Below are 26,687 nucleotides of genomic sequence, written 5' to 3' on the forward strand. Positions count from 1 at the left end.
GCTGCCGCCGGGTCGTCAGGCGACCGTGGAACTGACGGGCTCCAGGCGCAGCTCCCGCACGATCTCGACCGCGCTCGCCTCGCGCGTCGGCCCCGCGTCGGCGCCGACGAACATCTCGATGTAGGCCCGGTGGAAGCAGCCCGCGATCAGCAGCCGGGCACTGGCCTCCGGGTCGACGTCGGAGCGCACCCGGCCCAGCCGCTGCTCGGCCGCCAGGTAGGCGGCCAGCGGCGCGGTCTCCGTGCGGGGGCCGAGCCCGTTGTCGCGGATGGCCTGGCGGAAGCGGACGGTCACGTTCGGCGAGGTGAAGACGGGTAGCGCCGCGCTCTGTACGTCGATGTAGTAGTCAATGCCCGCCTGGGCAACAGGAAGGAGATTGGCTGAGACGCACCCTTTTCCGATGCGGTCGGAGAGAGCATGGAGAATGCTGAGCCAGAGCGGAAGCCGGTCCTGCAGCAGGGCGAGGAAGTGATCCACGGAGCCGCCGGGCCGGTCGTCTCTGAGGGAGACGGCCATCTCCAGGACGCGCCGCCGGGTGTCCTGACTTCTTTGATGCGGATCTACATGGGAAGTCGCCATGGCGTGCCTAACTGCGCGGTGAGTGGGTAGGCATCACGGCGCGAAACCGAGGTTTCGCGATTCATCGGGTAGGAGGCCTTAAATCTGGGATCCCAACTTCATGCAATCTTGTGGTCCCCGATTATTACCCGAAAGCGGGAAAAATTGTCGGTTTTAATCCCTGAGGGTTAGCTGTCAGTGTCGCTACTGGTGAGGCTCTCGTGGTCGCGGTGGCGTCAGCCGTCGGTGCCGCTGTCCCGACGGCGCAGGTAACGCTCGAACTCGGCCGCGATCGCGTCCCCACTGGCCTCGGGCAGCTCGGCGGCGTCCTTGCGCTCCTCGAGCTCCTTGACGTATTCGGCCACTTCGGTGTCCTGCGAGGCCAGCTCGTCGACGCCGTGCTCCCACGCACGGGCCTCCTCGTCGAGGTCGCCGAGCGGCATCGGGATCTCCAGCACGTCCTCCAGCCGGCGCAGCAACGCCAGCGTCGCCTTCGGATTGGGCGGCTGGGCCACGTAGTGCGGCACCGACGCCCACAGCGAGATCGCGTCCAGGCCCGCCTGGCCGAACTCGTGCTGCAGCACCCCCACGATGCCCGTCGGGCCCTCGTAGCGGCTCAGCTCCAGGTTGGTGGAGCGGGCCAGCGTCTCGTCCGTCGCGCCGCCCAGGATGGGCACGGGACGGGTGTGCGGAGAATCGTTGAGCAGCGCGCCCAGCATGACGGCCAGCTCCACGCCCAGCTCGCGGCAGACCTCGATGATGTCGGCGCAGAACGAGCGCCAGCGCATGTTGGGCTCGATGCCGCGCAGCAGCACGATATCGCGCTCCACGCCCTCCGGCCTGGCGCGCAGCAGCCGTGTCGTCGGCCACACGATCGACTGGGTCAGCCCGTCGTTCATCTCGACGACGGGCCGCGTCACCTGGAAGTCGTAGTAGTCGTCCGGGTCGAGCGCGATGAGCGGCTCGGCCTTCCAGGCGGACTCGAGATGGGCGATCACACCGCTGGAGGCCTCGCCCGCGTCGTTCCACCCCTCGAACGCGGCAATGAGCACCGGGTCGACGAGCTCGGGGAGCCCTTCAAGCTCTATCACGTGTCGCCTCCTCCCGCTGTTGTCGATGGTCGCGACCGCTTCGGCGCTCGTTGGCTCGTTCCTCGCTCTCTCGCGCCGAGCTCCTTCGCTCCATTGTCCCGCTAAGCCTATGCGGTAAGGAGGCATCGGCGTCACCGATCTCCTTGCGAACGCCCGGCCACTCCGCACCGCCCTTCCGGGCCGTCTCCGCCCGCCGGGCCCGCGACGCGGCCCTCCGGCGCCCCACACGAGCGCGAACGTGTTCGCGCTCGGCGGAGCCCTGTGCTCGGGACGTTCTTGCGCCTGTACGGCTTTGTGCTCGGCGCGGACTCGCCTCGCGTTCGGGGCGGACCCGTGCCCGGACTGTCAGCGCTTGCCGTCGGTGGTGTGCACGATCAGCACATCGCAGGAGGCGCGGTGGGACACGCCCGAGGGCACGGATCCGAGCAGCCGGCCGGCCAGGCTGTTGAGCCCGCGATTGCCGACCACGATCAGGTCGGCGCGGTGCCTGGCGGCCAGCGAGACCAGCACGTCCACGGCGTCGCCCTGCTCGGCGGCGAGGACCACGCCGGCGGCGCCCGCCGCGACGGCGTGCTCGCGCGCCGCCCGCAGCGCGTCGTCGGCCGGTGTGGATCCGCTCACCTTGTACGCCAGCTCGCCGAGCCGGTCGGCGGCCGCCGCGCGCTCGCTCTCCCGCATGGGCAGATACGCGCAGGCCAGGACGAGAGTGGCGCCGGTCGCGGCGGCCAGGGACGCCGCCGCGGACACGGCGCGGAAGGACGAGGCCGAGCCGTCGGTGCCGACGAGTATGGTGCGGTAGGCCATGATGACCCCTATTGGACGCTGCGTTCAATGACCAGTCGGCAGCCTAACGCCTCGCCCGAAAGCGATCTCTCGAGCCCGGCTCGAACAGCCCTCGAAGCGCAGCCGATAAGCTCTACCCCATGAGCATTTCGCCGTCCTTCCGAGAAGTGTTGTCCCAGCGCGTGATCGTCGCCGACGGCGCGATGGGCACGATGCTCCAGGCCCAGGACCCGACCCTCGACGACTTCCACGGTCACGAGGGCTGCAACGAGGTGCTCAACGTCACCCGCCCCGACATCGTGCGCGGCGTCCACGACGCTTACTTCGCCGTCGGCGTCGACTGCGTGGAGACCAACACCTTCGGCGCCAACCTCGCCGCACTCGGCGAATACGACATCTCCGAGCGGGTCTTCGAATTCTCCGAGGCGGGCGCCAGGATCGCCCGCGAGTCCGCCGACCACTGGTCCACGCCGGACCAGCCGCGTTTCGTGCTCGGCTCGATGGGCCCGGGCACCAAGCTGCCCACGCTGGGTCATCTGCCCTACGCCAGCCTGCGCGACGCGTACCGGGACAACGCGGCTGGCCTGATCGCGGGCGGCGCCGACGCGCTGATCATCGAGACCTGCCAGGACCTGCTCCAGGTCAAGGCCGCCGTCATCGGGGCCAAGCGGGCCGCCGAGGCCTCCGGCCGGGACATCCCGATCATCGCCCAGGTCACGATCGAGACCAACGGCGCGATGCTGCTCGGCTCCGAGATCGGCGCCGCGCTGACCGCGATCGAGCCGCTCGGCGTCGACATCATCGGGCTCAACTGCGCGACCGGCCCCGCCGAGATGAGCGAGCACCTGCGTTATCTCGCCCGCCACTCCCGGCTCAAGCTCAGCTGCATGCCCAACGCGGGCCTGCCGGTGCTGACCTCCGACGGCGCCTACTACCCGCTGACGGCGCAGGAGCTGGCCGACGCGCACGGCACGTTCACCCGTGACTACGGCCTGTCCCTGGTCGGCGGCTGCTGCGGCACCACCCCCGAGCATCTGCGCCAGGTCGTCGAGCGGGTCCGCGGCCAGGAAGTGGCGCCGCGCCGGCCGCACCCCGAGCCGGGCGCGTCCTCGCTCTACCAGACCGTGCCGTTCCGCCAGGACACCTCCTACCTGGCCATCGGCGAGCGCTGCAACACCAACGGCTCCAAGGCCTTCCGCGAGGCCATGCTGGCGGGCCGCTGGGACGACTGCGTGGAGACGGCCCGCGACCAGGCGCGCGACGGCGCCCACATGCTCGACTTGTGCGTCGACTACGTCGGCCGCGACGGCGTGAGCGACATGAAGGAGCTGGCCTTCCGCTTCGCCACCGCCTCCACCCTGCCGATCATGCTCGACTCGACCGAGCCGGCGGTGCTGCAGGCCGGGCTGGAGATGCTCGGCGGCCGCGCCGCCGTCAACTCCGTCAACTACGAGGACGGCGACGGCCCCGACTCCCGCTTCCAGAAGATCATGCGTCTGGTGCGCGAGCACGGCTCGGCCGTGGTCGCGCTGACCATCGACGAGGAGGGCCAGGCCCGCACCGCGGACTGGAAGGTGCGCGTCGCCACCCGCCTCATCGAGGACCTGACCGGCAACTGGGGCATGCGGGTCGAGGACATCATCGTCGACTGCCTCACCTTCCCCATCGCCACCGGCCAGGAGGAGACCAGGCGCGACGGCCTGGAGACCATCGAGGCCATCCGCGAGCTCAAGCGCCGCTACCCGGGCGTGCAGACCACGCTGGGCCTGTCCAACATCAGCTTCGGGCTCAACCCGGCCGCCCGCATGGTGCTCAACTCGGTGTTCCTCAACGAGTGCGTCAACGCCGGGCTCGACTCGGCCATCGTGCACGCCTCCAAGATCCTGCCGATGGCGCGCATCCCCGACGAGCAGCGCCAGGTCGCGCTCGACATGGTCTACGACCGCCGCCGCGACGGCTACGACCCGCTGCAGCGGTTCATGGACCTGTTCGAGGGCGTCGACGCCGCCGCCATGCGCGCCGGCAAGGCCGAGGAGCTGGCCGCGCTGCCGCTGTGGGAGCGGCTCAAGCGGCGCATCATCGACGGCGAGCGCAAGGGCCTGGAGGCCGACCTCGACACCGCGCTCGACCAGCGGCCCGCCCTGGAGATCATCAACGAGGTGCTGCTCGACGGCATGAAGACGGTCGGCGAGCTGTTCGGCTCCGGCCAGATGCAGCTGCCGTTCGTCCTGCAGTCGGCCGAGGTCATGAAGGCCGCCGTCGCCTACCTCGAGCCCCACATGGAGCGCGTCGAGGGCGAGACGAAGGGCCGCATCGTGCTGGCCACCGTCAAAGGCGACGTGCACGACATCGGCAAGAACCTCGTCGACATCATCCTGTCCAACAACGGCTACCAGGTCGTCAACCTCGGCATCAAGCAGCCGGTGTCGGCCATCCTGGAGGCCGCCGACGAGCAGAAGGCCGACGTCATCGGCATGTCGGGCCTGCTGGTCAAGTCGACGGTCATCATGAAGGAAAACCTGGAGGAGATGAACTCCAGGGGCCTGTCGCAGAAATACCCCGTGCTGCTCGGCGGCGCCGCCCTGACCCGCGCCTACGTCGAGCAGGACCTCGCCGGGCTGTTCGAGGGCGAGGTGCGCTACGCCCGCGACGCGTTCGAAGGGCTGCGGCTCATGGACGCGTTCATGGCCGTCAAGCGCGGCGTGGCCGGGGCGACCCTGCCGCCGCTGCGCGAGCGGCGCGTCAAGACCGGCGCCGTGCTCACCCGCACCCCGGTCGAGGAGCTGCCCGCCCGCTCCGACGTGGCCGCCGACAACCCCGTGCCGGCGCCGCCCTTCTACGGGGACCGCATCGTCAAGGGCATCTCGCTGACCGACTACTCCGCCTTCCTAGACGAGCGGGCGCTGTTCCTCGGCCAGTGGGGGCTCAAGCCCACCAGGGGCGGCGACGGGCCCGGCTACGAGGAGCTGGTCGAGACCGAGGGCCGGCCGCGGCTGCGCATGTGGCTGGAGCGCATTCAGACCGAGGGCCTGCTGGAGGCGGCCGTCGTCTACGGGCACTTCCCGTGCGTCAGCGACGGCGACTCGCTGATCGTCCTCGACGAGGACGGCGGCGAGCGCACCCGCTTCACCTTCCCCCGCCAGCGCCGTGACCGCCACCTGTGCCTGTCGGACTTCTTCCGGCCCAAGGACTCCGGCGAGGTCGACGTGGTCGGCCTCCAGGTCGTCACCATGGGCTCGAAGATCGCCGAGGCCACGTCCGAGCTGTTCGCCAAGGACGCCTACCGCGACTACCTGGAGCTGCACGGCCTGTCGGTGCAGCTCACCGAGGCCCTGGCCGAATACTGGCACGCCCGGGTCCGCTCGGAGTGGGGCATCGGGGGCGAGGAGTCGCTGGACGACATGCTCAAGGTCAACATCCAGGGGTGCCGTTACTCCTTCGGTTACCCGGCGTGCCCCAACCTCGAGGATCAGGTGCAGCTGTTCCAGCTGCTCGACCCCGAGCGCATCGGCGTCACGCTGTCGGAGGAGTTCCAGCTCCACCCGGAGCAGGCCACCTCCGCGCTGGTCGCGCACCATCCCGAGGCCAAATACTTCAACGTCTGACCCGCCCCGGCCGCTCTGCCGCCCCGCCCTCGCCGTCGGGCGGCGGTCGTGCCGTCGGCAGGGCCGCTGTTGATCGGGCGTCCGGGCGGTCGGCGTCCCCGCTACTCGACCATGCCGCAGGAGGCCGTTCACTGGGGCGGCGGTCGTTCTTCCGCCACCCGGCCGGACGCGTTCACCCGGCGAGCGCGACAATGGCGTGCACGTACCTACGGATCGGGGGCACATGGAAGCCGTCTTCTTCGACATGGACGGGCTGCTGGTCGACAGCGAGCGGGTGTGGCTGGAGATCGAGACCGAGGTGATGGGCCGGCTCGGCGGGCAGTGGACGCCCGAGCATCAGGCGCACCTGGTCGGCGGGTCCATGGAGCGGACGGTCGGTTACATGTTGGCCGTGTCCGGCTCCGAGGTGGCGGGTGACATCGTGCGGCAGTGGATGCTCGACGGCATGGTGGCGCGCCTGTCGGCGGGCGTATCGGTGATGCCGGGCGCCTCCGAGCTGCTCGACGCCGTCCGGGCCGGGGGAGTCCCCGTGGGGCTCGTCACGTCCTCGCTGAAGGAGATCGCCGACGCGGTGCTCAAGAGCGTCGGCAGAGACCGCTTCGACGTCGTGGTCACCGCCGACGACGTCTCCCGCACCAAGCCGGACCCGGAGCCGTACCTGATGGCCGCGAGCATGCTCGGCGTGGAGCCGGTCCGTTGCGTCGTCCTGGAGGACTCGCCGAACGGCGTGGCCGCGGCCACGGCGGCCGGCTGCGCCGTCGTGGCGGTCCCCAGCCTCCTGCCCATCGAGCCGGCGCCCGGCCGGCTCGTGGTCTCCTCCCTGCAAGAGGTCGCGGTCGCCGACCTCAGGGCACTCCTGACGTTCTGAGGGCTCGTCCCCTAAGGGAAAAGTGGTTCTCGCGGAGGAGGCGACCGGGCGTTCGCGTGCCAGGATGGAGTAACGAGCCACACATTGAGGGGGCGGCACCATGGACATGTTCAACCAGCTTGCTTCGCTTTGGCTGCCACTGTGTGCCGGTGCGACGGTCGCCGGGCTGGTGTTCAGCTTCCTGGCGTTCCGCCGCAGGGGTGCGGCTTCGGGGATGCGGGTGGCCGCATGGGCACTGTTGCCCATGGCGGCCTACCTGACCGGCGCGCTGCAGGCGCTGTGGACCGTCGGCACGACCCTGGTGGGGTTCGTCACCGGACTGGTGCTCAACCCGCTGGTCTGGGCCGGCGTGGCGGTCACGGGGCTGTCGGTGGTGCTGTTCGTCGTGTCCGGGGTTCTGCGTGGCAGGAGGCTGGCCGCGGGCAGGAAGACGTCCGCTTCTGACACTCCGGCGCAACAGTCCGTTAAGCCTTCAGCGAACAAGCCGGCCGCCGCACCCAAGCCTCAGCCCGCCGTGGGCGCCCCGAAGCCGGCCAAGAGCGACGACGACTTTTCGGACATCGAGGAACTTCTCAAACGCCGTGGTATCGGCTGAATCCGGCTTGTGTCACAGTTCTGAGACTGAAACGGGACGTGCCCCAGACATTCCGTTCAAGATCGATACGAATGAGTTTCGCATCAATCACAGATTAGCCACATAGCAGCCCGAGGGACTGGTCACAGCAGCTCAGGCCATAGATTCTGCCTCCTGAGGTCGCGACTCGCGGTCTAAAGTCATCTCTAATAGACAGCGTCGTCTAGATGCAGGGGGCAATTTCGCATGACCGCGCCGCTCGACGTTTCCGGTTCCGCGGCGGAGGCGCATCCGGAGTCGGTGCTCGCGGGAGCGGGCAAGGCCATCCAGGGCCGGTCGCTCACCGGGATCGCCTGGATGCGGTTGAGGCGGGACAAGGTCGCGCTCGCCGGCGGGATCTTCGTCATCTTCCTGATCCTGGTGTCCGTTTTCGCCTCGCCGATCATCGCCGCCTTCGGGCACCCGCCGCTGGAGTTCCACCAGGACGCGATCGACCAGAGCACGCTCCTGCCCAAGGGAAACTTCGGCGGTGTGAGCAGTGAATACCTGCTCGGCGTCGAGCCGGTCAACGGCCGCGACATCTTCAGCCGCATCGTGGCCGGCGCGGGGATCTCGCTGCTGATCGGCTTCCTCGCCACCCTCGTGTCCGTGCTCATCGGCACGGTCCTGGGCGTCCTGGCGGGCTACTTCGGCGGATGGGTCGACCAGGTGATCGGCCGGATCATGGACGTCTTCCTCGCCTTCCCGCTGCTGGTCTTCGCGATCGCGCTCGCCGGCGTCGTCCCCGACAAGGGGTTCGGCCTGGAGGGCAACGGACTGCGCGTAGCGATGCTCGTCTTCATCATCGGGTTCTTCAGCTGGCCCAGCATCGGCCGCATCGTACGCGGGCAGACCCTGTCACTGCGGGAGCGGGAGTTCGTCGACGCCGCGCGCAGCCTCGGGGCACGCCACGGCTACATCCTGTTCCGCGAGGTCCTGCCCAACCTGATGGCGCCGATCCTGGTCTACGCGACCCTGCTCATTCCGACCAACATCCTGTTCGAGGCCGCGCTCTCGTTCCTGGGAGTCGGCATCAACCCGCCCACTCCGACGTGGGGCGGCATGCTCTCGGAGGCGGTGCGTTTCTACACACTCCCGCACTTCGTGCTCTTCCCGGGCTTGGCGATCTTCGTTACCGTCCTGGCGTTCAACCTGTTCGGCGACGGGCTGAGGGACGCCTTCGACCCGCGCGCGCATTGACCTTCGCCTACGCTCCATCCCCCATCTCACTAACAAGGGGTTAGTCAATGAGAAGGAAATCCGCACTGGCGGCGGCCGCGACAGCGGCGCTCGCCTTGGTGCTCTCCGCCTGTGGCGGAGGTGGCGGCCAGCAGCAGCCGGCCCAGACGGCCACCGCCGGCGGCGCCGCGCAACCCGCGGCGAACGTGGCGCTGACCCAGGTGTTCAACGCTTCCACCAAGAAGGGAGGCACGCTCAAGGCCGCGCACTCCTCCGACTGGGACAGCCTTGACCCGGCCGACACCTATTACGGCTACTCCTTCAACTTCGGCCGCCTCTACTGGCGGACGCTGACGATGTACAAGCCGGGACCGGGGCCTGAGGGCGCCACCGTGGTGCCCGACCTGGCCGAGGGTCTCGGCCAGCCGAGCGCCGACGGCAAGACCTGGACGTACAAGATCAAGAGTGGTCTGAAGTACGAGGACGGCACGCCGATCACCGCCCAGGACGTGGCGTACGCGGTGGGCAGGTCGTTCGACAAGGAGACCTTCACGCACGGCCCCTCCTACCTCAACGAGCTGCTGGCCTGGCCGAAGGACTTCAAGGGCGTCTACAAGACCCCCGACGTGGACTACAAGTCGGCCGTCGAGGCGACCGACGACACCACGGTCGTCTTCCACCTGACCAAGCCGTTCGCGTCGATGGACTACATCGTCCAGATGCCGATGACGGCCCCGGTGCCCAAGGCCAAGGACACCGGCGCGAAGTACCGCGAGCACGTGATCTCCTCCGGTCCTTACAAGTTCGAGAGCGTCCAGGCCGGCAAGAGCCTGGCGCTGGTGCGCAACGACCAGTGGGACGCGGCGACCGACCCCAACCGTCCGGCGCTGCCCGACCGCATCGAGGTCCAGCTCAACGTCAACGCCGACGACCTGGACAACCAGCTGATGTCCGGCAACATCCACCTGGACGTCCCGGGCACCGGCCTGCAGCCCGCCGCGCTGGGCAAGGTCCTGCCCGACCCGGCGATGAAGGCCCGTACGGACAACCCGGTCCTGCAGCGTCTGTGGTTCGTGTCGGTCATCCCCGACACCAAGCCGCTGGACAACCTCGACTGCCGCAAGGCCATCATGTGGGCCGCGGACCGCGTCGCCAACCAGACCGCCTTCGGCGGCCCGGTCGCCGGCGGCGAGATCGCCACGAACGTCATGCCGCCGCCCATCAAGGGCCAGCAGAAGTTCGACCTGTACCAGACGCCGGAGAACAAGGGCGACGTCACCAAGGCCAAGGAGGCCCTGACGGCCTGCGGCCAGCCCAACGGCTTCTCCACGACCATGTCCTTCCGCTCCGACCGGCCGCGTGAGAAGGCGCTGGCCGAGGCGATGCAGCAGGCGCTGGACAAGGTCGGCATCAAGCTCACGCTCAAGGGCTTCCCGTCCTCCAGCTACTTCTCCGACTACGCCGGCAACGTCGAGTACGTGAAGAAGAACGGCATCGGCCTGGCCGCCCACGGCTGGGGTTCGGACTGGCCCGACGGCTACGGCTTCCTGCAGGCCATCGTCGACAGCCGCACCATCCGCCCGGCCGGCAACTACAACCTCAGCGTCAAGAACCCTGAGGTGGACAAGCTGATCGACCAGGCCTCGTCCGAGCTGGACGCCACGGCCCGCGAGAAGCTCTGGGTCGACGTGGACAAGAAGGTCATGGAGGACGCCTCCATCCTTCCCGTGGTCTGGGCGAAGGCTCTGCTCCTGCGCGGCCAGAACGTGACGAACGTCGCCTACAACGAGGGCCAGCAGGGCTACGACTACATCATGATGGGCGTCCAGTGACCTGGCGCGCTTCGGGGATCTAGTAAAGGCAGGTGAAGGCGGGAGCGGCCTGGCCCGGCGACGGGCCGGGCCGCTCGGCCGGTAGCGGTGCTCACATATATCATCAGACGTCTGATCGGCGCAGTCGCGATGCTCGTCGTGATCAGCATGGTCACGTTCGGCATCTTCTACATCGTGCCGCAGTGGGCCGGGGCCACCCCCGAGGCCCTCGCCTCACGGTACGTGGGCCGCGCGGCCACACCGGAGACGGTGCACCTGGTCGCCCAGAAGCTGGGCTTCTACGATCCGGTGGTCGTGCAGTACGGCCGGTTCCTCAAGAGCCTCATCTTCGGCGCCGAATACGACTACGGCGCGGGGGTCGAGCAGTGTCCCGCACCGTGCTTCGGCTACTCCTTCATCACCGGCCAGCCCGTCTGGCCGGACCTGATCGACCGCCTGCCGGTGACCATCTCCCTGGCCATCGGCGCCGCCCTCATCTGGGTGGCGGTCGGCATCGGCGTGGGCGTGCTGTCCGCGCTGCGCCGCGGCAGCTTCTTCGACCGCCTGTCGATGGGCACCGCGCTGGCCGGCGTGTCGCTGCCGATCTTCTTCACCGGCATGATCACCCTGGTCTTCTTCAGCTACGGCCTGGGCTGGACCGCGCCCGGCGGCGCCTACGTTCCGTTCACCCAGAACCCGGCGCTGTGGGCCTACGACCTGCTGCTGCCGTGGATCACGCTGGCGTTCCTGTTCGCGGCCGGCTACGCCAGGCTCACCCGGGCGGGGATGCTCGAGACCATGGGAGAGGACTACATCCGCACCGCCCGCGCCAAGGGCCTGCGTGAGCGCGAGGTCATCGTCAAGCACGGCCTGCGCGCCGCGCTGACGCCGGTCCTCACCCTCTTCGGCATCGACTTCGGCCTGCTCATCGGCGGCGCCGTGCTCACCGAGACCACCTATACTCTGCCCGGGCTCGGCCAGTACGCCATCCTGGCCATCAGGAACCAGGACCTGCCGCAGGTCATGGGCGTCGTCCTCATGGCCGCGCTGTTCGTCGTGATCGCGAGCCTGGTCGTCGACATGCTCTACGCCGTGGTCGACCCGAGGGTGAGGTTGTCATGAGCTTCCTTGACGTCAAGGATCTGAAGATCCACTTCCCGACCGACGACGGTCTGGTCAAGTCCGTCGACGGGCTGTCGTTCGGCGTCGAGCGCGGCAAGACGCTCGGCATCGTGGGCGAGTCCGGCTCCGGCAAGAGCGTGACCAGCCTCGGCGTACTCGGCCTGCATAAGGGCGGCCGTGCCAGGATGTCCGGCGAGATCTGGCTCGACGGCGAGGAGCTCATCGGCGCCTCCGCCGAGCACGTGCGCGGGCTGCGCGGCAAGAAGATGGCGATGATCTTCCAGGATCCGCTGTCGTCGATGCACCCCTTCTACACGGTCGGCCACCAGATCATCGAGGCCTACCGCATCCACCACAAGGTCACCAAGCAGGTCGCCCGCAAGCACGCCATCGACATGCTCGGCCGCGTCGGCATCCCCGAACCGGCCAGGCGCGTCGACGCCTACCCGCACGAGTTCTCCGGCGGCATGCGGCAGCGCGCCATGATCGCGATGGCACTGTCGTGCGACCCCGAGCTGCTCATCGCCGACGAGCCCACCACCGCGCTCGACGTGACCGTGCAGGCGCAGATCCTCGACCTCATGGTCGACCTGCAGCGCGAGTTCAACTCCGCACTCATCATCATCACCCACGACCTGGGCGTGGTGGCCCAGGTGTCCGACGACATCCTCGTCATGTACGGCGGCAAGTGCGTCGAATACGGCTCCGCCGACGACATCTTCTACCGCCCCGAGCACCCCTACACCTGGGGCCTGCTGGGCTCCATGCCCCGCCTCGACCGCGAGCCCACCGAACGGCTGCTGCCGATCAAGGGCTCCCCGCCGTCCCTGATCAACGTGCCGCCCGGCTGCGCCTTCCACCCTCGCTGCCCGTACGCCGAGCGCACCGACGGCAAGGCGGACACCGAAGTGCCCGCCCTGGCCGAAACCGAAGGCGGCCACCTGGTGCGCTGCCACATGAGCAGGACCGAACGGCGGAGCCTGTGGGAGACCGAGATCAAGCCAGTGCTGGAGACCCAGTGAGTGAAACCGAGCTGCTTCTTTCCGTGCAGAACATGGAGAAGCACTTCCCCGTGACGAAGGGCCTGCTCAAAAGGCAGGTCGGCGCGGTCAAAGCGGTCGACGGGATCAGCTTCGACGTGTTCAAGGGCGAGACGCTCGGCCTGGTGGGCGAGTCCGGCTGCGGCAAGTCCACGACGGGCCGGCTGGTCACCCGCCTGCTCGAGCCCACCGCCGGCAAGGTCGTCTTCGAGGGCCAGGACATCACGCACATGCGCCAGGGCAGGCTCCGCCCGCTCCGGCGCGACATGCAGATGATCTTCCAGGACCCCTACTCGTCGCTCAACCCCCGCCACACGGTCGGCGCCATCGTCGGCGCCCCGTTCCGCATCCAGGGCGTCAAGACCGAGCACGGCATCAAGAAGGCCGTCCAGGACATCCTGGAGCTCGTCGGGCTCAACCCCGAGCACTACAACCGCTACCCGCACGAGTTTTCCGGCGGCCAGCGGCAGCGCATCGGCATCGCCCGCACGCTCGCGCTCAAGCCCAAGCTCATCATCGCCGACGAGCCGGTCTCCGCGCTCGACGTGTCCATCCAGGCGCAGGTCGTCAACCTGCTGGAGGACCTGCAGAACGAGCTCGACCTCACCTACGTCGTGATCGCCCACGACCTGTCGGTGGTGCGCCACATCAGCGACCGCGTCGCCGTCATGTACCTGGGCAAGATCGTCGAGATCGCCGAGCGCAAGCAGCTCTACAGCGCGCCCATGCACCCGTACACGAACGCGCTGCTGTCGGCCGTGCCCGTGCCCGACCCGAAGGCCCGCAAGGAACGCGAGCGCATCCGCCTGGCCGGAGACGTGCCCAGCCCGCTCAACCCGCCGCCCGCCTGCCGCTTCCACACCCGCTGCTGGAAGGCACAGGAGATCTGCCGGACGGTCGAGCCTCCGCTGGAGGAGCTGGCAAGCGGCCACCGCGTCGCCTGCCACTTCCCGGAGAACGCCCCGGAGATCGCCGCGAAGGAGAGCCCTGCCGCGAAGTGAACCCGGCTGGGGCTCAGGACAACGCGCCCGGGGTGATCAGCCCCGTCTCGTAGGCCAGCACCACGGCCTGCACGCGGTCCCGCAGTCCCAGCTTGGTCAGCACGTTGCCGACGTGCGTCTTGACCGTCGTCTCGCTCACCACGAGCTTGGCGGCGATCTCCGCGTTGGACATGCCCTTGGCGATGAGCCGCAGCACCTCCAGCTCCCGCTCGGTCAGCCGGTCCAGCCGCGCCGGCGTGGCCTGCTCGTACGCCGACGGCAGCCTTGAGGCGAACCGGTCCAGCAACCGCCTGGTCACGCTCGGCGCCACGATCGCGTCCCCGGCCGCCACCACCCGGATCGCCTGCACCAGCTCATCCGGCGGCACATCCTTCAGCAGGAACCCGGACGCACCCGAGCGCAGCGCCTCCACGATGTATTCGTCCAGGTCGAACGTCGTCAGCACCAGCACCTTCGGCACGTGCGCCGACGGCGCCGCCTCCCTGACGATCCTGCGGGTCGCCTCGATGCCGTCGACCCCGGGCATCCGAATGTCCATGAGCACCACGTCGGGCAGCAGCGCCCGCGTCTGCTCCATCGCGACCTTGCCGTCCCCGGCCTGGCCCACCACCGTGATGTCGGACTCGGCCTCCAGGATCAGGCGGAATCCCGTGCGCAGCAGCGGCTGATCGTCCACCAGCAGCACTCTGATCGTCATTGTCCGTCCTTCAACGGGAACCTCGCCCGCACCTCGAAACCGCCCCCCGGCAACGGACCGATGTTCAGGATTCCACCATAGAGTGCCACCCGTTCGCGAATGCCGACCAAGCCATGTCCTGACCGCATGGGCAGATCCGGCCCGCCGTTTCCGTCGTCCTCCACCCGTACGTCCAGCTCGCGCGGTTTGTGCTGGACGGTGACCACCGCCTTCGCCCCGGCCCCGGCGTGCCGCAGGCTGTTGGTCAGCCCCTCCTGGACCAGCCGGTACGCGGCCAGGTCCACCCCTGCGGGCAGCGGCCGCGGCTCGCCCTCCACCAGCAGCCGGGCCGGCAGCCCCGCCTCCCGCATCTGCTCCACCAGCGCCGGCAGATCGTGCACGCCCGGCTGCGGACCCAGCTCGGCCCGGGCGTCGGTCCGCAGCACGCCCACGATGTTGCGCATCTCCGCCATCGCCATCCGGCCCGTCTGCTCGATCGCCGACAGCGCCTCGCCCGCCAGCTCCTGATCGGAGGCCAGCACCCGGCGGGCCGCCGCCGCCTGCACGATCATCACGCTGACGTGGTGGGCGACCACGTCGTGCAGCTCGCGGGCGATCCTGGAGCGCTCCTCGGCGCGCGCGGCCCGCGTGTCGGCCTCATGCGCCCGCTCCAGCCTGGCCGACCGGTCCTTCAGCTCCTCCAGGTACGCCCGGCGCAACCGCAGGCTGCGGCCCGCGCCCCACACCGCGCCCAGCACCACCAGGACCATCACGTGGTCGGTCCAGCTCGTCACGCTGACCGGGCCCGCCGCCGCCCCGAAGGCGTACGCCGCCAGCGTTGCCCCCAGCCCGCCCAGCGCCATCGCCAGACCCCGATGCGAGGCCACCGAGTACAGCAGCACCAGCCCGGGCAGGCCCGGCACGCCGTTGCCGTATCCGGACGCCGTCACCACCGCCTCCGGCGCCAGGCCCGCGCACAGCGCCGCCAGCGGCCACCGCCGGCGGGCCGCCACCGGCACGCACGCGAGCACCACCAGCGCCGTCCCGAGCGCGTCCGGCGGGCGCAGGCCCCCCACCGGCAGGCCGTCGGCCGCGAGCCGGTCCGGGTCGTAGAGCAGGAACAACACGACCGACGCGACGGCCACCACCCCGGCGAGGACCGTGTCGTGGAGCCTGGTTCGGTCGATACGCACCGCTTCACTGTAAGACCAGGTGAGAGCCCATAACCTCCTCCCTTGGGAGGATTACCCGCCCACACCCGCTCGCCGCCGATCAGCGCCGCCACGCTGACCCCCCAGCCACCCCGCCGTGTCCGGACTCCGCGCCGCCGTGTCCGGCACTCCACTACGCTGCCGCAGGCACCCGCACGTCATGGCGCCCGCTCCCTGGCCGGGGAGCATCCCCCCACGCGCCGGAAGCCGGCGCGGGGCCATGCGGGTGCGCGACTTGGGGGCGTCCGATCCCGTGCACGCGCCCGACGCCGCGGGAGACACCGCGTCAACGTCCGGCCGGCTGCGCCGTGGTAGGCAGCAACCTGGGATGCTCAGTTGCACGGGGTGCGCCGTGCACGCCTGCGGCCACCTGGGATGGTCGCTGCGCCGCCGGCACCGTGGACGCCTGCGGCCACCTGGGACGCTGGGCTGCGTCACCCCGCGCCGTGCACGCCTGCGGCCACAGGCGATGTGCCGCCGGTCCGGTCACGGCCGGACCGCTGGGCGGCCGTTACAACTCGTCGGTGGCCGAGCGGCGGTTGCTGCGGACCGTGTCGCCGGGCCGGCGGTCGGGGACCGGGGGAGGGGTGCCGCCGAACTCCGGGCACAGCGCCTGATGGTCGCACCAGTCGCACAGCCGGCTGCGCCGGGCCCGCCACTCGCCGGTCTCCATCGACCGCTCGATCGCCGCCCACAACGCCATCACCTTGCGCTCGGTGGCCAGCAGGTCGCCCTCGTCCGGCGCATACCGCAGCACCTCGCCGGCCCCGCCCAGGTAGACCAGCTGCAGCAGCCGCGGTACCTGCCCCCGCAGCCGCCACAGCACCAGCGCGTAGAACTTCATCTGGAACAGCGCCTTGGCCTCGAAGTCCGGCCCCGGCGCGCTGCCCGTCTTGTAGTCGACCACCCGGACCTCGCCGGTCGGCGCCACGTCGAGCCGGTCGACGTAGCCGCGCAGCATCAGCCCGCCGTCCAGGACCGCCTCGACGTAGAGCTCGCGCTCGGCCGGCTCCAGCCGCGTCGGGTCCTCCAGCGTGAAGTAGCGCTCCAGCATGCCCCGCGCCTGCGTCAGCCACTCGGCCTGCTCGGCGTCGTCGGCGAACATCTCCGCGAACTGCGGGTCCTCCGCCAGCAGCTGCGCCCACTGCGGCTCCAGGAGCTCCAGCGCCGCCTGCACCGAACGGCGCGGCGCCGGCAGGTCGTAGAGCCGCTCCAGGACCGCGTGGACCACCGTGCCGCGCACCGCCGCCTGCGAGGGTCTCTCCGGCAGCTGGTCGATCACCCGGAAGCGGTAGAGCAGGGGGCAGGTCATGAAATCGCCCGCCCGGGACGGGGAAAGAGCTCCGATGATCACCGGCTCGGTCAACGTCATGCACCGCACTCTAGGTCAAGACCCCGACAGAATAGGTCCCCGCGAAACGAGGTTCACGTGCCACGGCGCGTAGCATCAAGGGCAGCGACACCACGTACCGGCGGGAGGACCGCGCCCCTGACGGGCCCCCGGCGACAAGGACGTACAAGGAGTGCGGTGAGCGAGCAAAGCCCGCGGCAGGAGTTCTCCGGCCTTCGGATGGGAAAACCGTTCGGGATTCCCGTCTACGTCTCATGGACGTGGTTCCTCGTGGCGGCCTTCATCACGGTGATGTTCGGGCCGCAGATGCAGCAGATGCTGCCCGAGCTCGACAGCGCCGCGGCATACGCGGTGGCGTTCGTGTTCGCGGTGCTGCTGTATGTCTCGGTGCTGCTGCACGAGCTCGCGCACAGCGTCCTGGCCAAGTGGTACGGCCTGCCGGTGCGCAGGATCACCCTCTACCTCCTCGGCGGCGTGTCGGAGATCGAGAAGGAGCCGCCGACGCCGGGCAAGGAGTTCGCGATCGCCGCGGCCGGCCCGGCGCTCTCCCTCGGGCTGGCCGGGGTGGGCGTGGCCGCCGACATCTTCGTGATCAACAGCGGCGGCATCGTCGAGGCGCTGACCTGGCAGCTGTGGGTCGCCAACCTCATCGTCGGCGTGTTCAACCTGCTGCCCGGCCTGCCCCTCGACGGCGGCAGGATGTTGCGCGCCGGCGTGTGGAAGCTGACCAGGAACCCCGGCTCCGGCACCATCGTCGCCGCCTGGGGCGGGCGGGTGCTGGCCGTGGTGCTGGTGGCGTTCGCGCTGGCGACCACCCTGACGGGCGACCGGGAGGCCGACTTCACCAACCTCGTGTGGCCGCTGGTGCTGGCCTCGTTCATCTGGATGGGAGCGACGCAGTCGCTGCGCGTGGCCAAGATCAGGGCCAGGATCCCGCAGGTCAATGCCCGCGCACTGGCCCGCAGGGCGATCCCGGTGACGGCGGAGACGCCGCTGTCCGAGGCCCTGCGGCAGGCCGCCGAGCAGCGGGCGGGCGCCCTCGTCGTGGTCGACCACGACGGCACGCCCCTGGCGATCGTGAACGAGGCCGCCGTGCAGGCCACCCCTGAGCATCGCCGCCCCTGGGTGAACGTCGCCTCCCTCGCCAAGTCCCTCGATCCCACCATGGTGCTCGACGCCGGTCTGACCGGGGAGCCGCTCATCGACGCCATGCGGGAGGCCCCCGGCAGCGAGTATCTGCTCGTGGAACCCGGCGGCGCAGTCTACGGCGTGCTGGCCACAGCCGATGTGAACCGGGTTTTCACCGGCGTCTGATTTGTCCCACTCGTTTAAGCGGCGGCCCCCGGATAGGGTCGTGTCCAGCAGTTTCGGGCGGGCCGCTTCTGACTCCGGCGATTTCTGCGATGCGATGACTGGCCGATAGTGTTCGGTTTGGCCAAACTTGCACAGTTAAGGGGTTTGTTGCGGTCCACCGGTTCACCGAATCGAGACGACGGGGCAGCGACACGCCCTCGCCGTCTGGGTATGCGTATGGCTGGTGGGGCCACCGCAAGCCAGCACAGCAGTGCGGGTGCCGTGACATCGCCGGCTTCCGGGGAGGAGAGTTGAGTGACCGAGCGAAGCGAGGGCACCAATCGGCACAGCGACCTGGTCGCAAGGCCGACGGAGGAGGCCTTGTGACCGAGCGAAGCGAGGGCACCAATGAGCACAGCACGGTCGTCATGAAGGAGGACGCATGACCGACCAAGGTTTCGGAACGGTGCGTCCGCTTCCTGGAAATGGACTGGTCGCCTACGTGGGCGGGCTACTGCTGGTGTGCGACCCGGATGAGGCCACCGCCGACGGCCTGCTCGAGGCGCTGCGCGAGACGGCCGCCTCGGGCGGGGACGGCAGGGCGCTGGCCCGCCGCGCCGCGCAGGTCCTGGCGGCCAACATGGCCGGCGACCCGGCCACGTGCGCCGTCGCGGGCGCCGTGAGCGGCGGCGTGGCCGTGCTGGTCAGCGGCGCGGCGTCGGCCACCATCGGCACCTCGTCGGGCGAGACGCGGCTGGCCGGCAGCGACTCCCTGACCTGGGCCGACCGGCTCGTCACCGGCACCGTCGAACGCGTCGAGCTGAGCATGCCCGGCGCCGGCAGCCCTCACCCCGCCGTGCGTTTCGAGGGCGGCGTGGTTCACGGCGGCGGCCTCATCGGCGACCTCACCGACCAGCCGTTCGCGCCCGCCCCGTCCAGGCCGCTGACCAGCGAGATGCCCGCCACGGCCTTCCACCTCGAGGCCGACCTGATCCAGCCGCCCGCACAGCAGCAGGTGGAGCGGCCTCCCTACCCGCTGGCCGACCAGCCGCCGGTCCTGCAAGGGCCGCCCTCGGGCCCGCAGCCCGCGCCGCCGGCCGCGGAGCAGCCGCCGCCTTACCAGCCGCCGCAGGACCAGCCCCAGCCGTCGTACGTGCCGCACCAGGAGCAGTCTCCCTTCCAGGGGCCGCAAGAGCAGCCGCCCTACCACCACCCACAAGAGCAGCCGCCCTACCAGCAGGAGCAGCCGCCGCCTTACCAGCCGCAGGACCAGCCGCCGCCCCTGCCGGAGCCGCAGCAGCAGTTCCCGTCGTACGACGAGCCGCCACCCTCCGGCAACGGCGCCGGCGAGCCGCAGGTCCCGCAGCACATGGGCCCGCCGGAGCACTTCGACCAGCCCGCGCCGCCCCTGCTCGGCCCGCCCGACCACTTCGACCACCCGGGGCCGCCGCCTCAGGAGCAGCAGCAGTCCGAGCACGGCGACCGCCCGCTCGTCTACGGCGTCGACTGCAAGAACGACCACTTCAACGACCCCCGCGTGCCCTACTGCGCCGTCTGCGGCATCGCCCTGGTCCAGCGGACGCTCGTCCCCTACAAGGGTCCGCGCCCGTCGCTGGGCGTCCTCATCCTGGACGACGGGACCGCGCTGCCGCTGGAGAGCGACTACCTGCTCGGGCGCGACCCCGAGCGGGCGCCCGAGGTGGCCGGCGGCACCGCCAGGCCCGCCAAGGTGACCAGCCCGGACGGGTCGGTGTCGCGGCGGCACCTGCGGGTGGCGCTGGACGGCTGGGACGTCAACCTGGTGGACCTGGGCTCCGTCAACGGCACCCAGATCCAGCCGCCCGGCGACCCCAACTTCTACGACATCCCGCCGAACGAGCCCGTCACCATCGCACCGGGGACCACGGTCCGCGTGGGCGTCTCCCGCACGCTCCGCTTCGAGGCGCACCGAGGGTAGGACGGCCCGTCATACCGACCGCGTCCCCGGGCCCTATGGGTCCGGGGACGCGTGCGTTCGAGGGCACGGCGTGGAGGCCTGGCCGCGATGACGCGGCCGGCCTCGCGCCGGTCGCGCGTCCCTGCCCAGGTCCAGGTGACGTGCCCGGCATTCGCGGCCTGCCGTCGCGACGCCGGCCCGCCGGAGCCGCCGGAGGGGGACGGACGCTGGGGCCGTCGCGGCTCGTGAGGAGGCATGGTTACAGGGGGTGCAGCAGGCAGTCTGGGGCGCCGAGCCGGCGCAGCTGAACGGACGCCGACGCCGGCGCAGGGCCGTTGGTGGTGCAGGCGGTGGCGGCTGGGCTGCTGGAGGCAGTCTGCGGGTGCAGGAGGCGGCCAGTGGTGTGGAGCCGACGGTGCAGGGGTGCAGGCCGTCGCAGGTGGGGCTGGAGGCGGGCACTCGGTGGGATGCGGGCCTGTCGGCTTGGACGGGGTCGGGACGCGGACGGGGGCGGGACGCGGACGGGGTCAGGACGCGGACGGGGTCAGGAATGCGCGGGCGCCGCGGAGGCGGGTGCGGAGCCGTCGTTGCGTCGCCGTGCAGTCCAGGCGGACGTCGTACGGTCCGGGCAGGGCCGTGTCGGCGCGGCGGCCGGTGGGCAGGCGCCCGGCGTCGAGGCCGTCCCTGCGGGCGATCAGCACCCCCAGCTCGTGGCGGCTCAGCGCGTCGGTGCCGGCCAGGTGCCACATGCCCGCGTCCCCGCGGACCGCCAGCTCCACGAGCGCCGCCGCGAGGTCGGCGACGTGCACCGGGCACCGGACATCGTCCGTGAACAGAACCCCGTCCCCGCGCCCTGCGGCGAGCGCCCGGACGAACGCCTCGTGCGGGGATCCGCCCCGCCCGATGATCAAGGATGTGCGGGCGATCGCGGCGTCCGGCAGGACGGCCCGCACCGCCGTCTCGGCGGCCGCCTTGGCGGCGCCGTACGGGCTGACCGGGTCCGGCACGCAGGTCTCGTCGTAGCGGGGCGCGGAGCCCGAGAAGACGGCGTCGCTGGAGACGTGCACCAGCCGCCCGCCCGCCGCCGCCACGGCCAGGACGAGGTGCGCCGCGCCGTCCGCCGTGGCCGTCCAGTCCCGCTGCCGGTACGCCGCGTTGATCGTCACCTCCGGCCGGAACGCCCTGACGACGGAGGCGGTCTCCGCACGCGAGCGCACGTCCAGAGGCAGCCACGCGGCTTCTGGGACCTCCCCGGCCCGGGTCAGATACGTCGCGCCCACGTCATGACCCGACGCCACGCACAGGCGCACAAGCTCGCCTCCGAGAAAGCCGCTCCCGCCCACGATGAGAATCCGCACGAACATCACCTTCGTCAATACCGCCCCCGGAAGACCAGCTTGTTTCTTCAGCCCATCCATGCGCAAATACGACATATCAGGCAAGGGGTGTCGCGCGGGTGACCGGAACCCTGTCGGAGGCCATCCCGTGATCGGCTGGCCGAGGGCGGGAACCCCGGGACTCAGGGGCTCGCCGCCGCGCGGACCGCGGGTCAGGTGACTGGCACGGGGAACATTCCGCCGTCCCCGGGTAAACGCTCCCGCCGTTGTAGATAAATCGCCAAATAACTGAAAAATCATCGGAAAATGTGGGTTGTTGAAACGACCTCACATCCGCATGGCCAACGCATTACCGCCCGGTAACCGACCATCCCTTTCCCGGTGATCCGGACGCCCTCAAGGCTAGGCCGGTCGGAAGGCCCGGATGCCGCGCAGCATCCGTACCGCCGCCTCCAGCCCACTGGCCGCCTCCAGCGCCCGTCCCGCCGCCGTCGCGAACCTGCCCAGCAGATGCTCGTCCGCGTCCCCGAAGCCGCGGCCCGCGACCCACACGAACGTGTGCTCCCGAGCCACCACCGGCACCAGAGTGGCCAGGAACCCCGGCTCGCCCACAGCCGCGTCCTGAGCCAGCCGCAGCGTGCCCGCCGATAAAGCGAGCTCCTTCAGCACTCCCGATTCCGCCAGCCACCGGCCTATCCGCAGCGGATCCCCGGGTGGGCCGTGCAGGTGGACCGGCAGCGCCTCCCGCCGCAGCGGGTCCACCCGGACGAACCCCGCGTAGGCGGTGCCCGCGACGGCGGCGGCGGCGCGCGCCAGCCGTTCGACGAGGTCGTCGGCCTGCAGACACGAGAAGTCGGCGACGAGTTCACGCATGGCGACATCGACACGGTTGTACAGCATCGCGATGATCCCTCAAGCGGAGGCGGCGAGATCGCGCGGCCCGGTCGCGCGACTCGAGTGCGGGTGCCCCGACTATCACTCCCGACGAGGCCCTTGACTAGCCCCACATCAGGAAATCCAGATTTTTGCCCATTTCGGTCCTCGGGCGGGACCCGCCGTATGGCCGGCCGGCGAGCCGCCACGACGAACGCGGTCCCGCCCACGCCAGGTCCGCCACGCCGCAGCCGCGCCCACGCCCGTGTACGACGGCCGCAGCCGCGCCCACGCGACGTCTACGACGGCCGCAGCCGCGCCCACGCCACGTCGTCGGCACGCCCGCCGCCCGGCTTCGGGAACAGCTCCCGGTGCACGCCCTCCCTGCGGAAGCCGGCCCGTTCCAGCACCCGGTGCGAGGCCGTGTTCCCTGCCTCGGTCCCGGCCACGATCCGGTGCAGCGCCGTGTTCGCGAACGCCCACTCCACCAGCAGGTCGACCGCCCGCGTCATGAACCCCTTGCCCCGGAACTCCGGCACCAGCGAATAACCGATCATCGCCTGTCCCAGCACCGGCGCCACCTGCGTCAGCTGCACGTGCCCCGCGAACGCCCCGGAGCCCGCGTCCCTGATCGCCACCTCGATCCTCTGCCCCGACATCCACCAGTATCCGGTGTAACGGCAGCGCCGCTCGTCGTCCTCCATCGTGCTCGGCGGCCCCACGAAGTAGGCCGCCACGCTCGGCTCGGTCACCATCCGGTGGAAGTCCGCGGCGTCCTCGACGGCCAAGGGTTCGAGCCGCACGACGCCGTCCGACAGCCGCCCGTCCTCGAAGAACGGTAGGTACGGCTCCGCCACCTCCACCGCGTCGCCCTTCAGCCTGGCGAAGGCCACGAGGTCGGCGTACCGGCCGTCGCGCATCGACTTGGCCTCCCGCTTGCGTCCCTCCTCGCGGAAGCCGCACTTGTAGGCCACCCGCAGGCTCGCCACGTTCTCCACGGCCGCCTGCAGCTCCACCCGGCGTATCCCGTGGTCGAACAGCCAGTCGGTGACGGCCCTGACCGCCCTGGAGGCCACGCCCTTGCCCCGCGCCCACGGCGCCACCATGTAGCCGATCTCGGCCACGTTCCACGGGTCCGGTGGCCGCACGCCGACGGAGCCGGAGTAGCGGCCGTTCTCGACGATCGCGAACTCCGCGCCGCCGCCTTCCCATTTGGCCGCCGCATGAGCGAAGTAGTCGCGCGTGTCCTCCATCCGGTACGGCGACGGCAGGAGCGGCAGGAACCAGGCCGTCACCGGATCGTCGCACGTCTCGACGATCCCCTGGGCGTCGCCTTCCACGGGAGGCCGCAGGATCAGGGGACCGCTGGAGATCACGTCGCGCGGGAGCATCCCCCATAGATACCGTGCGTCCGGACGCGCTCGAAAGCCCTATAACCTTGCGGCCATGGGTTTCCGCAGGCATGGGCCTTTCCAGGCGGGGGATCAGGTGCAGCTCACCGACCCCAAGAACAAGCGCCACACGATCACGCTGAAGCAGGACGGCGTCTTCCACACCCATAAGGGCGCCATCCCGCACAGCGACCTGATCGGGCAGCCTGAGGGCTCCGTCGTGCGCTCCTCCGGCGGCACCCAATACCTCGCCTTCCGCCACCTGCTGCAGGACTACACGCTCGCCATGCCGCGCGGCGCGGCCGTCATCTACCCCAAGGACGCCTCGATGATCGTCGGCATGGCCGACATCTTCCCCGGCGCCCGGGTGATCGAGGCCGGGGTCGGCTCGGGCGCGCTGACCTGCTTCCTGCTGCGGGCCGTCGGCCCCGAGGGCCACGTGACCTCCTACGAGCGGCGCGAGGAGTTCGCCGACGTGGCCCGCAAGAACGTCGAGAAGTTCTACGGCGGGCCCATGGACGACAACTGGCGCCTGGTCGTCGGGGACCTGGTCCACTCCATCGACGAGGTCGACGTCGACCGCGTCATCCTCGACATGCTCGCCCCGTGGGAGTGCGTCGACGCCGCCGCGAAGGCGCTCACGCCAGGCGGCGTGATCTGCTGCTACGTCGCCACGACCACGCAGATGTCCAAGACCGTCGAGACGATCCGCGATCACGGGTGTTTCACCGAGCCACATGCGTGGGAGACCCTGGTTCGCGACTGGCATGTCGAAGGGCTCGCGGTAAGACCCGATCATCGGATGATCGGCCACACGGGCTTCCTCGTCACCGCCCGCCGCATGGCGGACGGGGTGACGCCCCCGCCGCGACGCCGTCGACCGAAGGGGACCACTGAAGAACTATGACAATTTGGCCACGAGGGTGCGTTCGTGCGTGACACGGGAACAGATTGCCGTGTTCCTATGCTGGGAGTATTAAACGCACTATTGAGGATTATTCACCGAACACTGAATGTCACTCTACGAACACTGCCCGGCCAGGTTACGGAGGGGCCCGAGATAGGTAAGGTCCTAAGTAGTCGCCCTCGACTGGGAAGGAGGTGACGGGGCGTGGCAGCTCGCGATGATGCTGAGGCTCGAGCCGCGCAGCGCGAACGGGAGGTCGCTGATCTTTCAACACAGGTCTCCTTCCTCCAGGAGGAGATCACCGCGCTGAGGCGGAAGCTGGCCGAGTCACCCCGTCAGGCCAGGGTCCTCGAAGAACGTCTCCATGAGGCACAGGCGAACCTCGCGGCCGTGACCGGCCAGAACGAACGCCTGGTGGCCACACTCAAGGAGGCCAGGGACCAAATCGTCGCTCTCAAGGAGGAGGTCGACCGGCTGGCGCAGCCGCCATCCGGCTTCGGCACCTTCCTCGAGGCCAGAGAAGACGGCACGATCGAGGTGTTCACCGGCGGCCGCAAGCTGCGGGTGAACGTCAGCCCCGCCGTCGACATCGACTCGCTGCGGCGTGGCCAGGAGGTCATGCTCAACGAGGCGCTCAACGTGGTCGAAGCACTCGGCTACGAAGAGGTCGGCGAGATCGTGATGCTCAAAGAACTGCTCGACGAGGGCAAGCGGGCCCTGGTCATCTCGCACGCCGACGAAGAGCGTGTCGTGCGTCTGGCCGAATCGCTGGTCGGCCAGCCCATCAGGGCCGGCGACTCGCTCCTGCTCGAACCTCGCTCCGGCTACGTCTACGAGCGCATACCCAAGTCCGAAGTCGAAGAGCTCGTGCTCGAAGAGGTCCCCGACATCTCCTACGAGGAGATCGGCGGCCTCACCAGGCAGATCGAGCAGATCAGGGACGCCATCGAGCTGCCCTACCTGCACGCCGACCTGTTCCGCGAGCACAAGCTGCGGCCCCCCAAGGGCGTGCTGCTTTACGGCCCGCCCGGCTGCGGCAAGACGCTCATCGCCAAGGCCGTCGCCAACTCCCTGGCCAAGCAGGTCGCGGAGAAGACCGGCCAATCAGGCAAGAGCTTCTTCCTCAACATCAAGGGCCCGGAGCTGCTCAACAAGTACGTCGGCGAGACCGAGCGGCACATCCGCCTGGTCTTCCAGCGGGCCCGTGAGAAGGCCTCAGAGGGCACCCCGGTGATCGTGTTCTTCGACGAGATGGACTCGATCTTCCGCACCCGCGGCTCCGGCGTGTCGTCCGACGTGGAAAACACCATCGTCCCCCAGCTGCTGTCGGAGATCGACGGCGTCGAGGGCCTGGAGAACGTCATCGTCATCGGCGCCTCCAACCGCGAGGACATGATCGACCCGGCGATCCTGCGGCCCGGCCGCCTGGACGTCAAGATCAAGATCGAGCGGCCGGACGCCGAGGCGGCCAAGGACATCTTCTCCAAGTACCTGGTCGCCGACCTGCCGCTGCACCCCGAAGACCTCTCGGAGCACAGCGGGTCCCGCGAGGCCACGATCAGCGGCATGATCCAGAGCGTCGTCGAGCGGATGTACACCGAGAGCGAGGAAAACCGCTTCCTCGAGGTGACCTACGCCAACGGCGACAAGGAAGTCCTCTACTTCAAGGACTTCAACTCCGGAGCGATGATCCAGAACATCGTCGACCGGGGCAAGAAGATGGCCATCAAGCAGTTCCTCGAAAGCGGCCAGAAGGGCCTGCGGGTGCAGCACCTGCTCACGGCCTGCGTGGACGAGTTCTCCGAGAACGAGGACCTGCCCAACACCACCAACCCCGACGACTGGGCCCGCATCTCCGGCAAGAAGGGCGAGCGGATCGTCTACATCCGCACGCTCGTCTCCGGCAAGCAGGGCACCGAGGCCGGCCGTTCCATCGACACCGTCGCCAACACCGGTCAATACCTGTAACACCACACGAGAGCGGGAGGGCCGGGCGGCCCTCCCGCTCTCGTGTGCCCCACGGCCGTCCCGACCCGGCGAC

The 26,687-nt window shown here is 69.8% G+C and carries 21 protein-coding genes; 12 read left to right on the plus strand and 9 right to left on the minus strand.

Going from position 1 to position 26,687, the window contains the following annotated elements:
* Positions 1–15 precede the first annotated feature (15 nt).
* The 3 genes from Q9G87_RS38075 to Q9G87_RS38085 all read right to left on the minus strand — a co-directional run bounded on the left by Q9G87_RS38075 (position 16) and on the right by Q9G87_RS38085 (position 2,453).
* Positions 16–516: a TetR/AcrR family transcriptional regulator C-terminal domain-containing protein gene (locus Q9G87_RS38075; protein WP_305921429.1), complete on the minus strand. Its 501-nt coding sequence runs from the start codon at positions 514–516 to the stop codon at positions 16–18.
* A gap of 278 nt (positions 517–794) precedes the next feature.
* Positions 795–1,649, minus strand: coding sequence for a PAC2 family protein (locus Q9G87_RS38080; RefSeq protein ID WP_305921430.1), 855 nt, complete (start codon positions 1,647–1,649; stop codon positions 795–797).
* 345 nt (positions 1,650–1,994) lie between these two features.
* Positions 1,995–2,453 (minus strand): universal stress protein, encoded by a 459-nt coding sequence (locus Q9G87_RS38085; RefSeq protein ID WP_371825885.1) that lies wholly within the window; start codon positions 2,451–2,453, stop codon positions 1,995–1,997.
* A 119-nt stretch (positions 2,454–2,572) separates the two neighbouring features.
* Between Q9G87_RS38085 and metH the strand changes: the two genes are divergently transcribed.
* From metH to Q9G87_RS38125, 8 genes are all read left to right on the plus strand, one after another.
* On the plus strand, positions 2,573–6,037 hold the full coding sequence (gene metH / locus Q9G87_RS38090; RefSeq protein ID WP_305921431.1) for a methionine synthase: 3,465 nt from the start codon (positions 2,573–2,575) through the stop codon (positions 6,035–6,037).
* A 223-nt stretch (positions 6,038–6,260) separates the two neighbouring features.
* On the plus strand, positions 6,261–6,905 hold the full coding sequence (locus Q9G87_RS38095; RefSeq protein WP_305921432.1) for an HAD family hydrolase: 645 nt from the start codon (positions 6,261–6,263) through the stop codon (positions 6,903–6,905).
* Positions 6,906–7,005: 100 nt separating this feature from the next.
* On the plus strand, positions 7,006–7,500 hold the full coding sequence (locus Q9G87_RS38100) for a cellulose synthase (protein ID WP_305921433.1): 495 nt from the start codon (positions 7,006–7,008) through the stop codon (positions 7,498–7,500).
* Between the two features lie 225 nt (positions 7,501–7,725).
* Entirely contained in the window at positions 7,726–8,718 is a 993-nt protein-coding gene (locus Q9G87_RS38105) for an ABC transporter permease (RefSeq protein WP_305921434.1), read from the plus strand.
* 47 nt (positions 8,719–8,765) lie between these two features.
* Positions 8,766–10,529 (plus strand): ABC transporter substrate-binding protein, encoded by a 1,764-nt coding sequence (locus tag Q9G87_RS38110; RefSeq protein WP_305921435.1) that lies wholly within the window; start codon positions 8,766–8,768, stop codon positions 10,527–10,529.
* Between the two features lie 87 nt (positions 10,530–10,616).
* The gene (locus Q9G87_RS38115) at positions 10,617–11,630 is read left to right on the plus strand and encodes an ABC transporter permease (RefSeq protein WP_305921436.1); all 1,014 of its coding nucleotides are present in this window, start codon (positions 10,617–10,619) and stop codon (positions 11,628–11,630) included.
* Positions 11,627–12,652 (plus strand): ABC transporter ATP-binding protein, encoded by a 1,026-nt coding sequence (locus Q9G87_RS38120; protein WP_305921437.1) that lies wholly within the window; start codon positions 11,627–11,629, stop codon positions 12,650–12,652. Before Q9G87_RS38115 ends, Q9G87_RS38120 begins: the two co-directional genes overlap by 4 nt.
* Before the next feature lie 32 nt (positions 12,653–12,684).
* Positions 12,685–13,671 (plus strand): ABC transporter ATP-binding protein, encoded by a 987-nt coding sequence (locus Q9G87_RS38125; protein WP_305921512.1) that lies wholly within the window; start codon positions 12,685–12,687, stop codon positions 13,669–13,671.
* A 13-nt stretch (positions 13,672–13,684) separates the two neighbouring features.
* Here Q9G87_RS38125 and Q9G87_RS38130 read toward each other — a convergent pair whose 3' ends face one another.
* The 3 genes from Q9G87_RS38130 to Q9G87_RS38140 all read right to left on the minus strand — a co-directional run bounded on the left by Q9G87_RS38130 (position 13,685) and on the right by Q9G87_RS38140 (position 16,930).
* On the minus strand, positions 13,685–14,368 hold the full coding sequence (locus Q9G87_RS38130; protein ID WP_305921438.1) for a response regulator: 684 nt from the start codon (positions 14,366–14,368) through the stop codon (positions 13,685–13,687).
* Entirely contained in the window at positions 14,365–15,540 is a 1,176-nt protein-coding gene (locus tag Q9G87_RS38135; RefSeq protein ID WP_305921439.1) for a sensor histidine kinase, read from the minus strand. The genes Q9G87_RS38130 and Q9G87_RS38135 overlap by 4 nt, the downstream gene beginning before the upstream one ends.
* A gap of 529 nt (positions 15,541–16,069) precedes the next feature.
* Positions 16,070–16,930 (minus strand): RecB family exonuclease, encoded by an 861-nt coding sequence (locus Q9G87_RS38140; RefSeq protein ID WP_305921440.1) that lies wholly within the window; start codon positions 16,928–16,930, stop codon positions 16,070–16,072.
* A 156-nt stretch (positions 16,931–17,086) separates the two neighbouring features.
* On the opposite strand from Q9G87_RS38140, the gene Q9G87_RS38145 reads away from it, so the two are divergent.
* Together Q9G87_RS38145 and Q9G87_RS38150 are read left to right on the plus strand one after the other, a co-directional pair.
* Positions 17,087–18,223 (plus strand): site-2 protease family protein, encoded by a 1,137-nt coding sequence (locus tag Q9G87_RS38145; protein WP_305921441.1) that lies wholly within the window; start codon positions 17,087–17,089, stop codon positions 18,221–18,223.
* A 421-nt stretch (positions 18,224–18,644) separates the two neighbouring features.
* Positions 18,645–20,159 carry an FHA domain-containing protein gene (locus Q9G87_RS38150; RefSeq protein WP_305921442.1) on the plus strand — a complete coding sequence of 505 codons (1,515 nt, stop codon included), beginning with the start codon at positions 18,645–18,647 and terminating at the stop codon, positions 20,157–20,159.
* Positions 20,160–20,665: 506 nt separating this feature from the next.
* Here the strand turns inward: Q9G87_RS38150 and Q9G87_RS38155 are convergent.
* The 3 genes from Q9G87_RS38155 to Q9G87_RS38165 form a co-directional block, all read right to left on the minus strand.
* Positions 20,666–21,502 (minus strand): SDR family oxidoreductase, encoded by an 837-nt coding sequence (locus Q9G87_RS38155; protein ID WP_371825886.1) that lies wholly within the window; start codon positions 21,500–21,502, stop codon positions 20,666–20,668.
* A gap of 375 nt (positions 21,503–21,877) precedes the next feature.
* On the minus strand, positions 21,878–22,375 hold the full coding sequence (locus Q9G87_RS38160; protein ID WP_305921444.1) for a hypothetical protein: 498 nt from the start codon (positions 22,373–22,375) through the stop codon (positions 21,878–21,880).
* 272 nt (positions 22,376–22,647) lie between these two features.
* Positions 22,648–23,739, minus strand: coding sequence for a GNAT family N-acetyltransferase (locus Q9G87_RS38165; protein WP_305921445.1), 1,092 nt, complete (start codon positions 23,737–23,739; stop codon positions 22,648–22,650).
* 55 nt (positions 23,740–23,794) lie between these two features.
* Here Q9G87_RS38165 and Q9G87_RS38170 point away from each other — a divergent pair, with 55 nt between their 5' ends.
* Both Q9G87_RS38170 and arc read left to right on the plus strand, forming a co-directional pair.
* Positions 23,795–24,646 carry a tRNA (adenine-N1)-methyltransferase gene (locus Q9G87_RS38170; RefSeq protein WP_305921446.1) on the plus strand — a complete coding sequence of 284 codons (852 nt, stop codon included), beginning with the start codon at positions 23,795–23,797 and terminating at the stop codon, positions 24,644–24,646.
* A gap of 204 nt (positions 24,647–24,850) precedes the next feature.
* Positions 24,851–26,614 (plus strand): proteasome ATPase, encoded by a 1,764-nt coding sequence (arc, locus tag Q9G87_RS38175; protein ID WP_305921447.1) that lies wholly within the window; start codon positions 24,851–24,853, stop codon positions 26,612–26,614.
* Positions 26,615–26,687 lie beyond the last annotated feature (73 nt).

This window comes from Nonomuraea turcica (assembly GCF_030718205.1).
Taxonomy (GTDB): domain Bacteria; phylum Actinomycetota; class Actinomycetes; order Streptosporangiales; family Streptosporangiaceae; genus Nonomuraea.

Bases quoted from the DNA above. Each gene is read 5' to 3' on its own strand.
- Q9G87_RS38130 (WP_305921438.1), bottom strand. From the start codon at position 14,368: ATGACGATCAGAGTGCTGCTGGTGGACGATCAGCCGCTGCTGCGCACG.
- Q9G87_RS38170 (WP_305921446.1), top strand. From the start codon at position 23,795: ATGGGTTTCCGCAGGCATGGGCCTTTCCAGGCGGGGGATCAGGTGCAG.
- Q9G87_RS38165 (WP_305921445.1), bottom strand. From the start codon at position 23,739: ATGCTCCCGCGCGACGTGATCTCCAGCGGTCCCCTGATCCTGCGGCCT.
- Q9G87_RS38110 (WP_305921435.1), top strand. From the start codon at position 8,766: ATGAGAAGGAAATCCGCACTGGCGGCGGCCGCGACAGCGGCGCTCGCC.
- Q9G87_RS38140 (WP_305921440.1), bottom strand. From the start codon at position 16,930: ATGACGTTGACCGAGCCGGTGATCATCGGAGCTCTTTCCCCGTCCCGG.
- Q9G87_RS38105 (WP_305921434.1), top strand. From the start codon at position 7,726: ATGACCGCGCCGCTCGACGTTTCCGGTTCCGCGGCGGAGGCGCATCCG.
- Q9G87_RS38150 (WP_305921442.1), top strand. From the start codon at position 18,645: ATGACCGACCAAGGTTTCGGAACGGTGCGTCCGCTTCCTGGAAATGGA.
- Q9G87_RS38120 (WP_305921437.1), top strand. From the start codon at position 11,627: ATGAGCTTCCTTGACGTCAAGGATCTGAAGATCCACTTCCCGACCGAC.
- Q9G87_RS38160 (WP_305921444.1), bottom strand. From the start codon at position 22,375: ATGCTGTACAACCGTGTCGATGTCGCCATGCGTGAACTCGTCGCCGAC.
- Q9G87_RS38125 (WP_305921512.1), top strand. From the start codon at position 12,685: ATGGAGAAGCACTTCCCCGTGACGAAGGGCCTGCTCAAAAGGCAGGTC.
- Q9G87_RS38095 (WP_305921432.1), top strand. From the start codon at position 6,261: ATGGAAGCCGTCTTCTTCGACATGGACGGGCTGCTGGTCGACAGCGAG.
- Q9G87_RS38155 (WP_371825886.1), bottom strand. From the start codon at position 21,502: ATGTTCGTGCGGATTCTCATCGTGGGCGGGAGCGGCTTTCTCGGAGGC.
- Q9G87_RS38100 (WP_305921433.1), top strand. From the start codon at position 7,006: ATGGACATGTTCAACCAGCTTGCTTCGCTTTGGCTGCCACTGTGTGCC.
- Q9G87_RS38085 (WP_371825885.1), bottom strand. From the start codon at position 2,453: ATGGCCTACCGCACCATACTCGTCGGCACCGACGGCTCGGCCTCGTCC.
- metH (WP_305921431.1), top strand. From the start codon at position 2,573: ATGAGCATTTCGCCGTCCTTCCGAGAAGTGTTGTCCCAGCGCGTGATC.
- Q9G87_RS38075 (WP_305921429.1), bottom strand. From the start codon at position 516: ATGGCCGTCTCCCTCAGAGACGACCGGCCCGGCGGCTCCGTGGATCAC.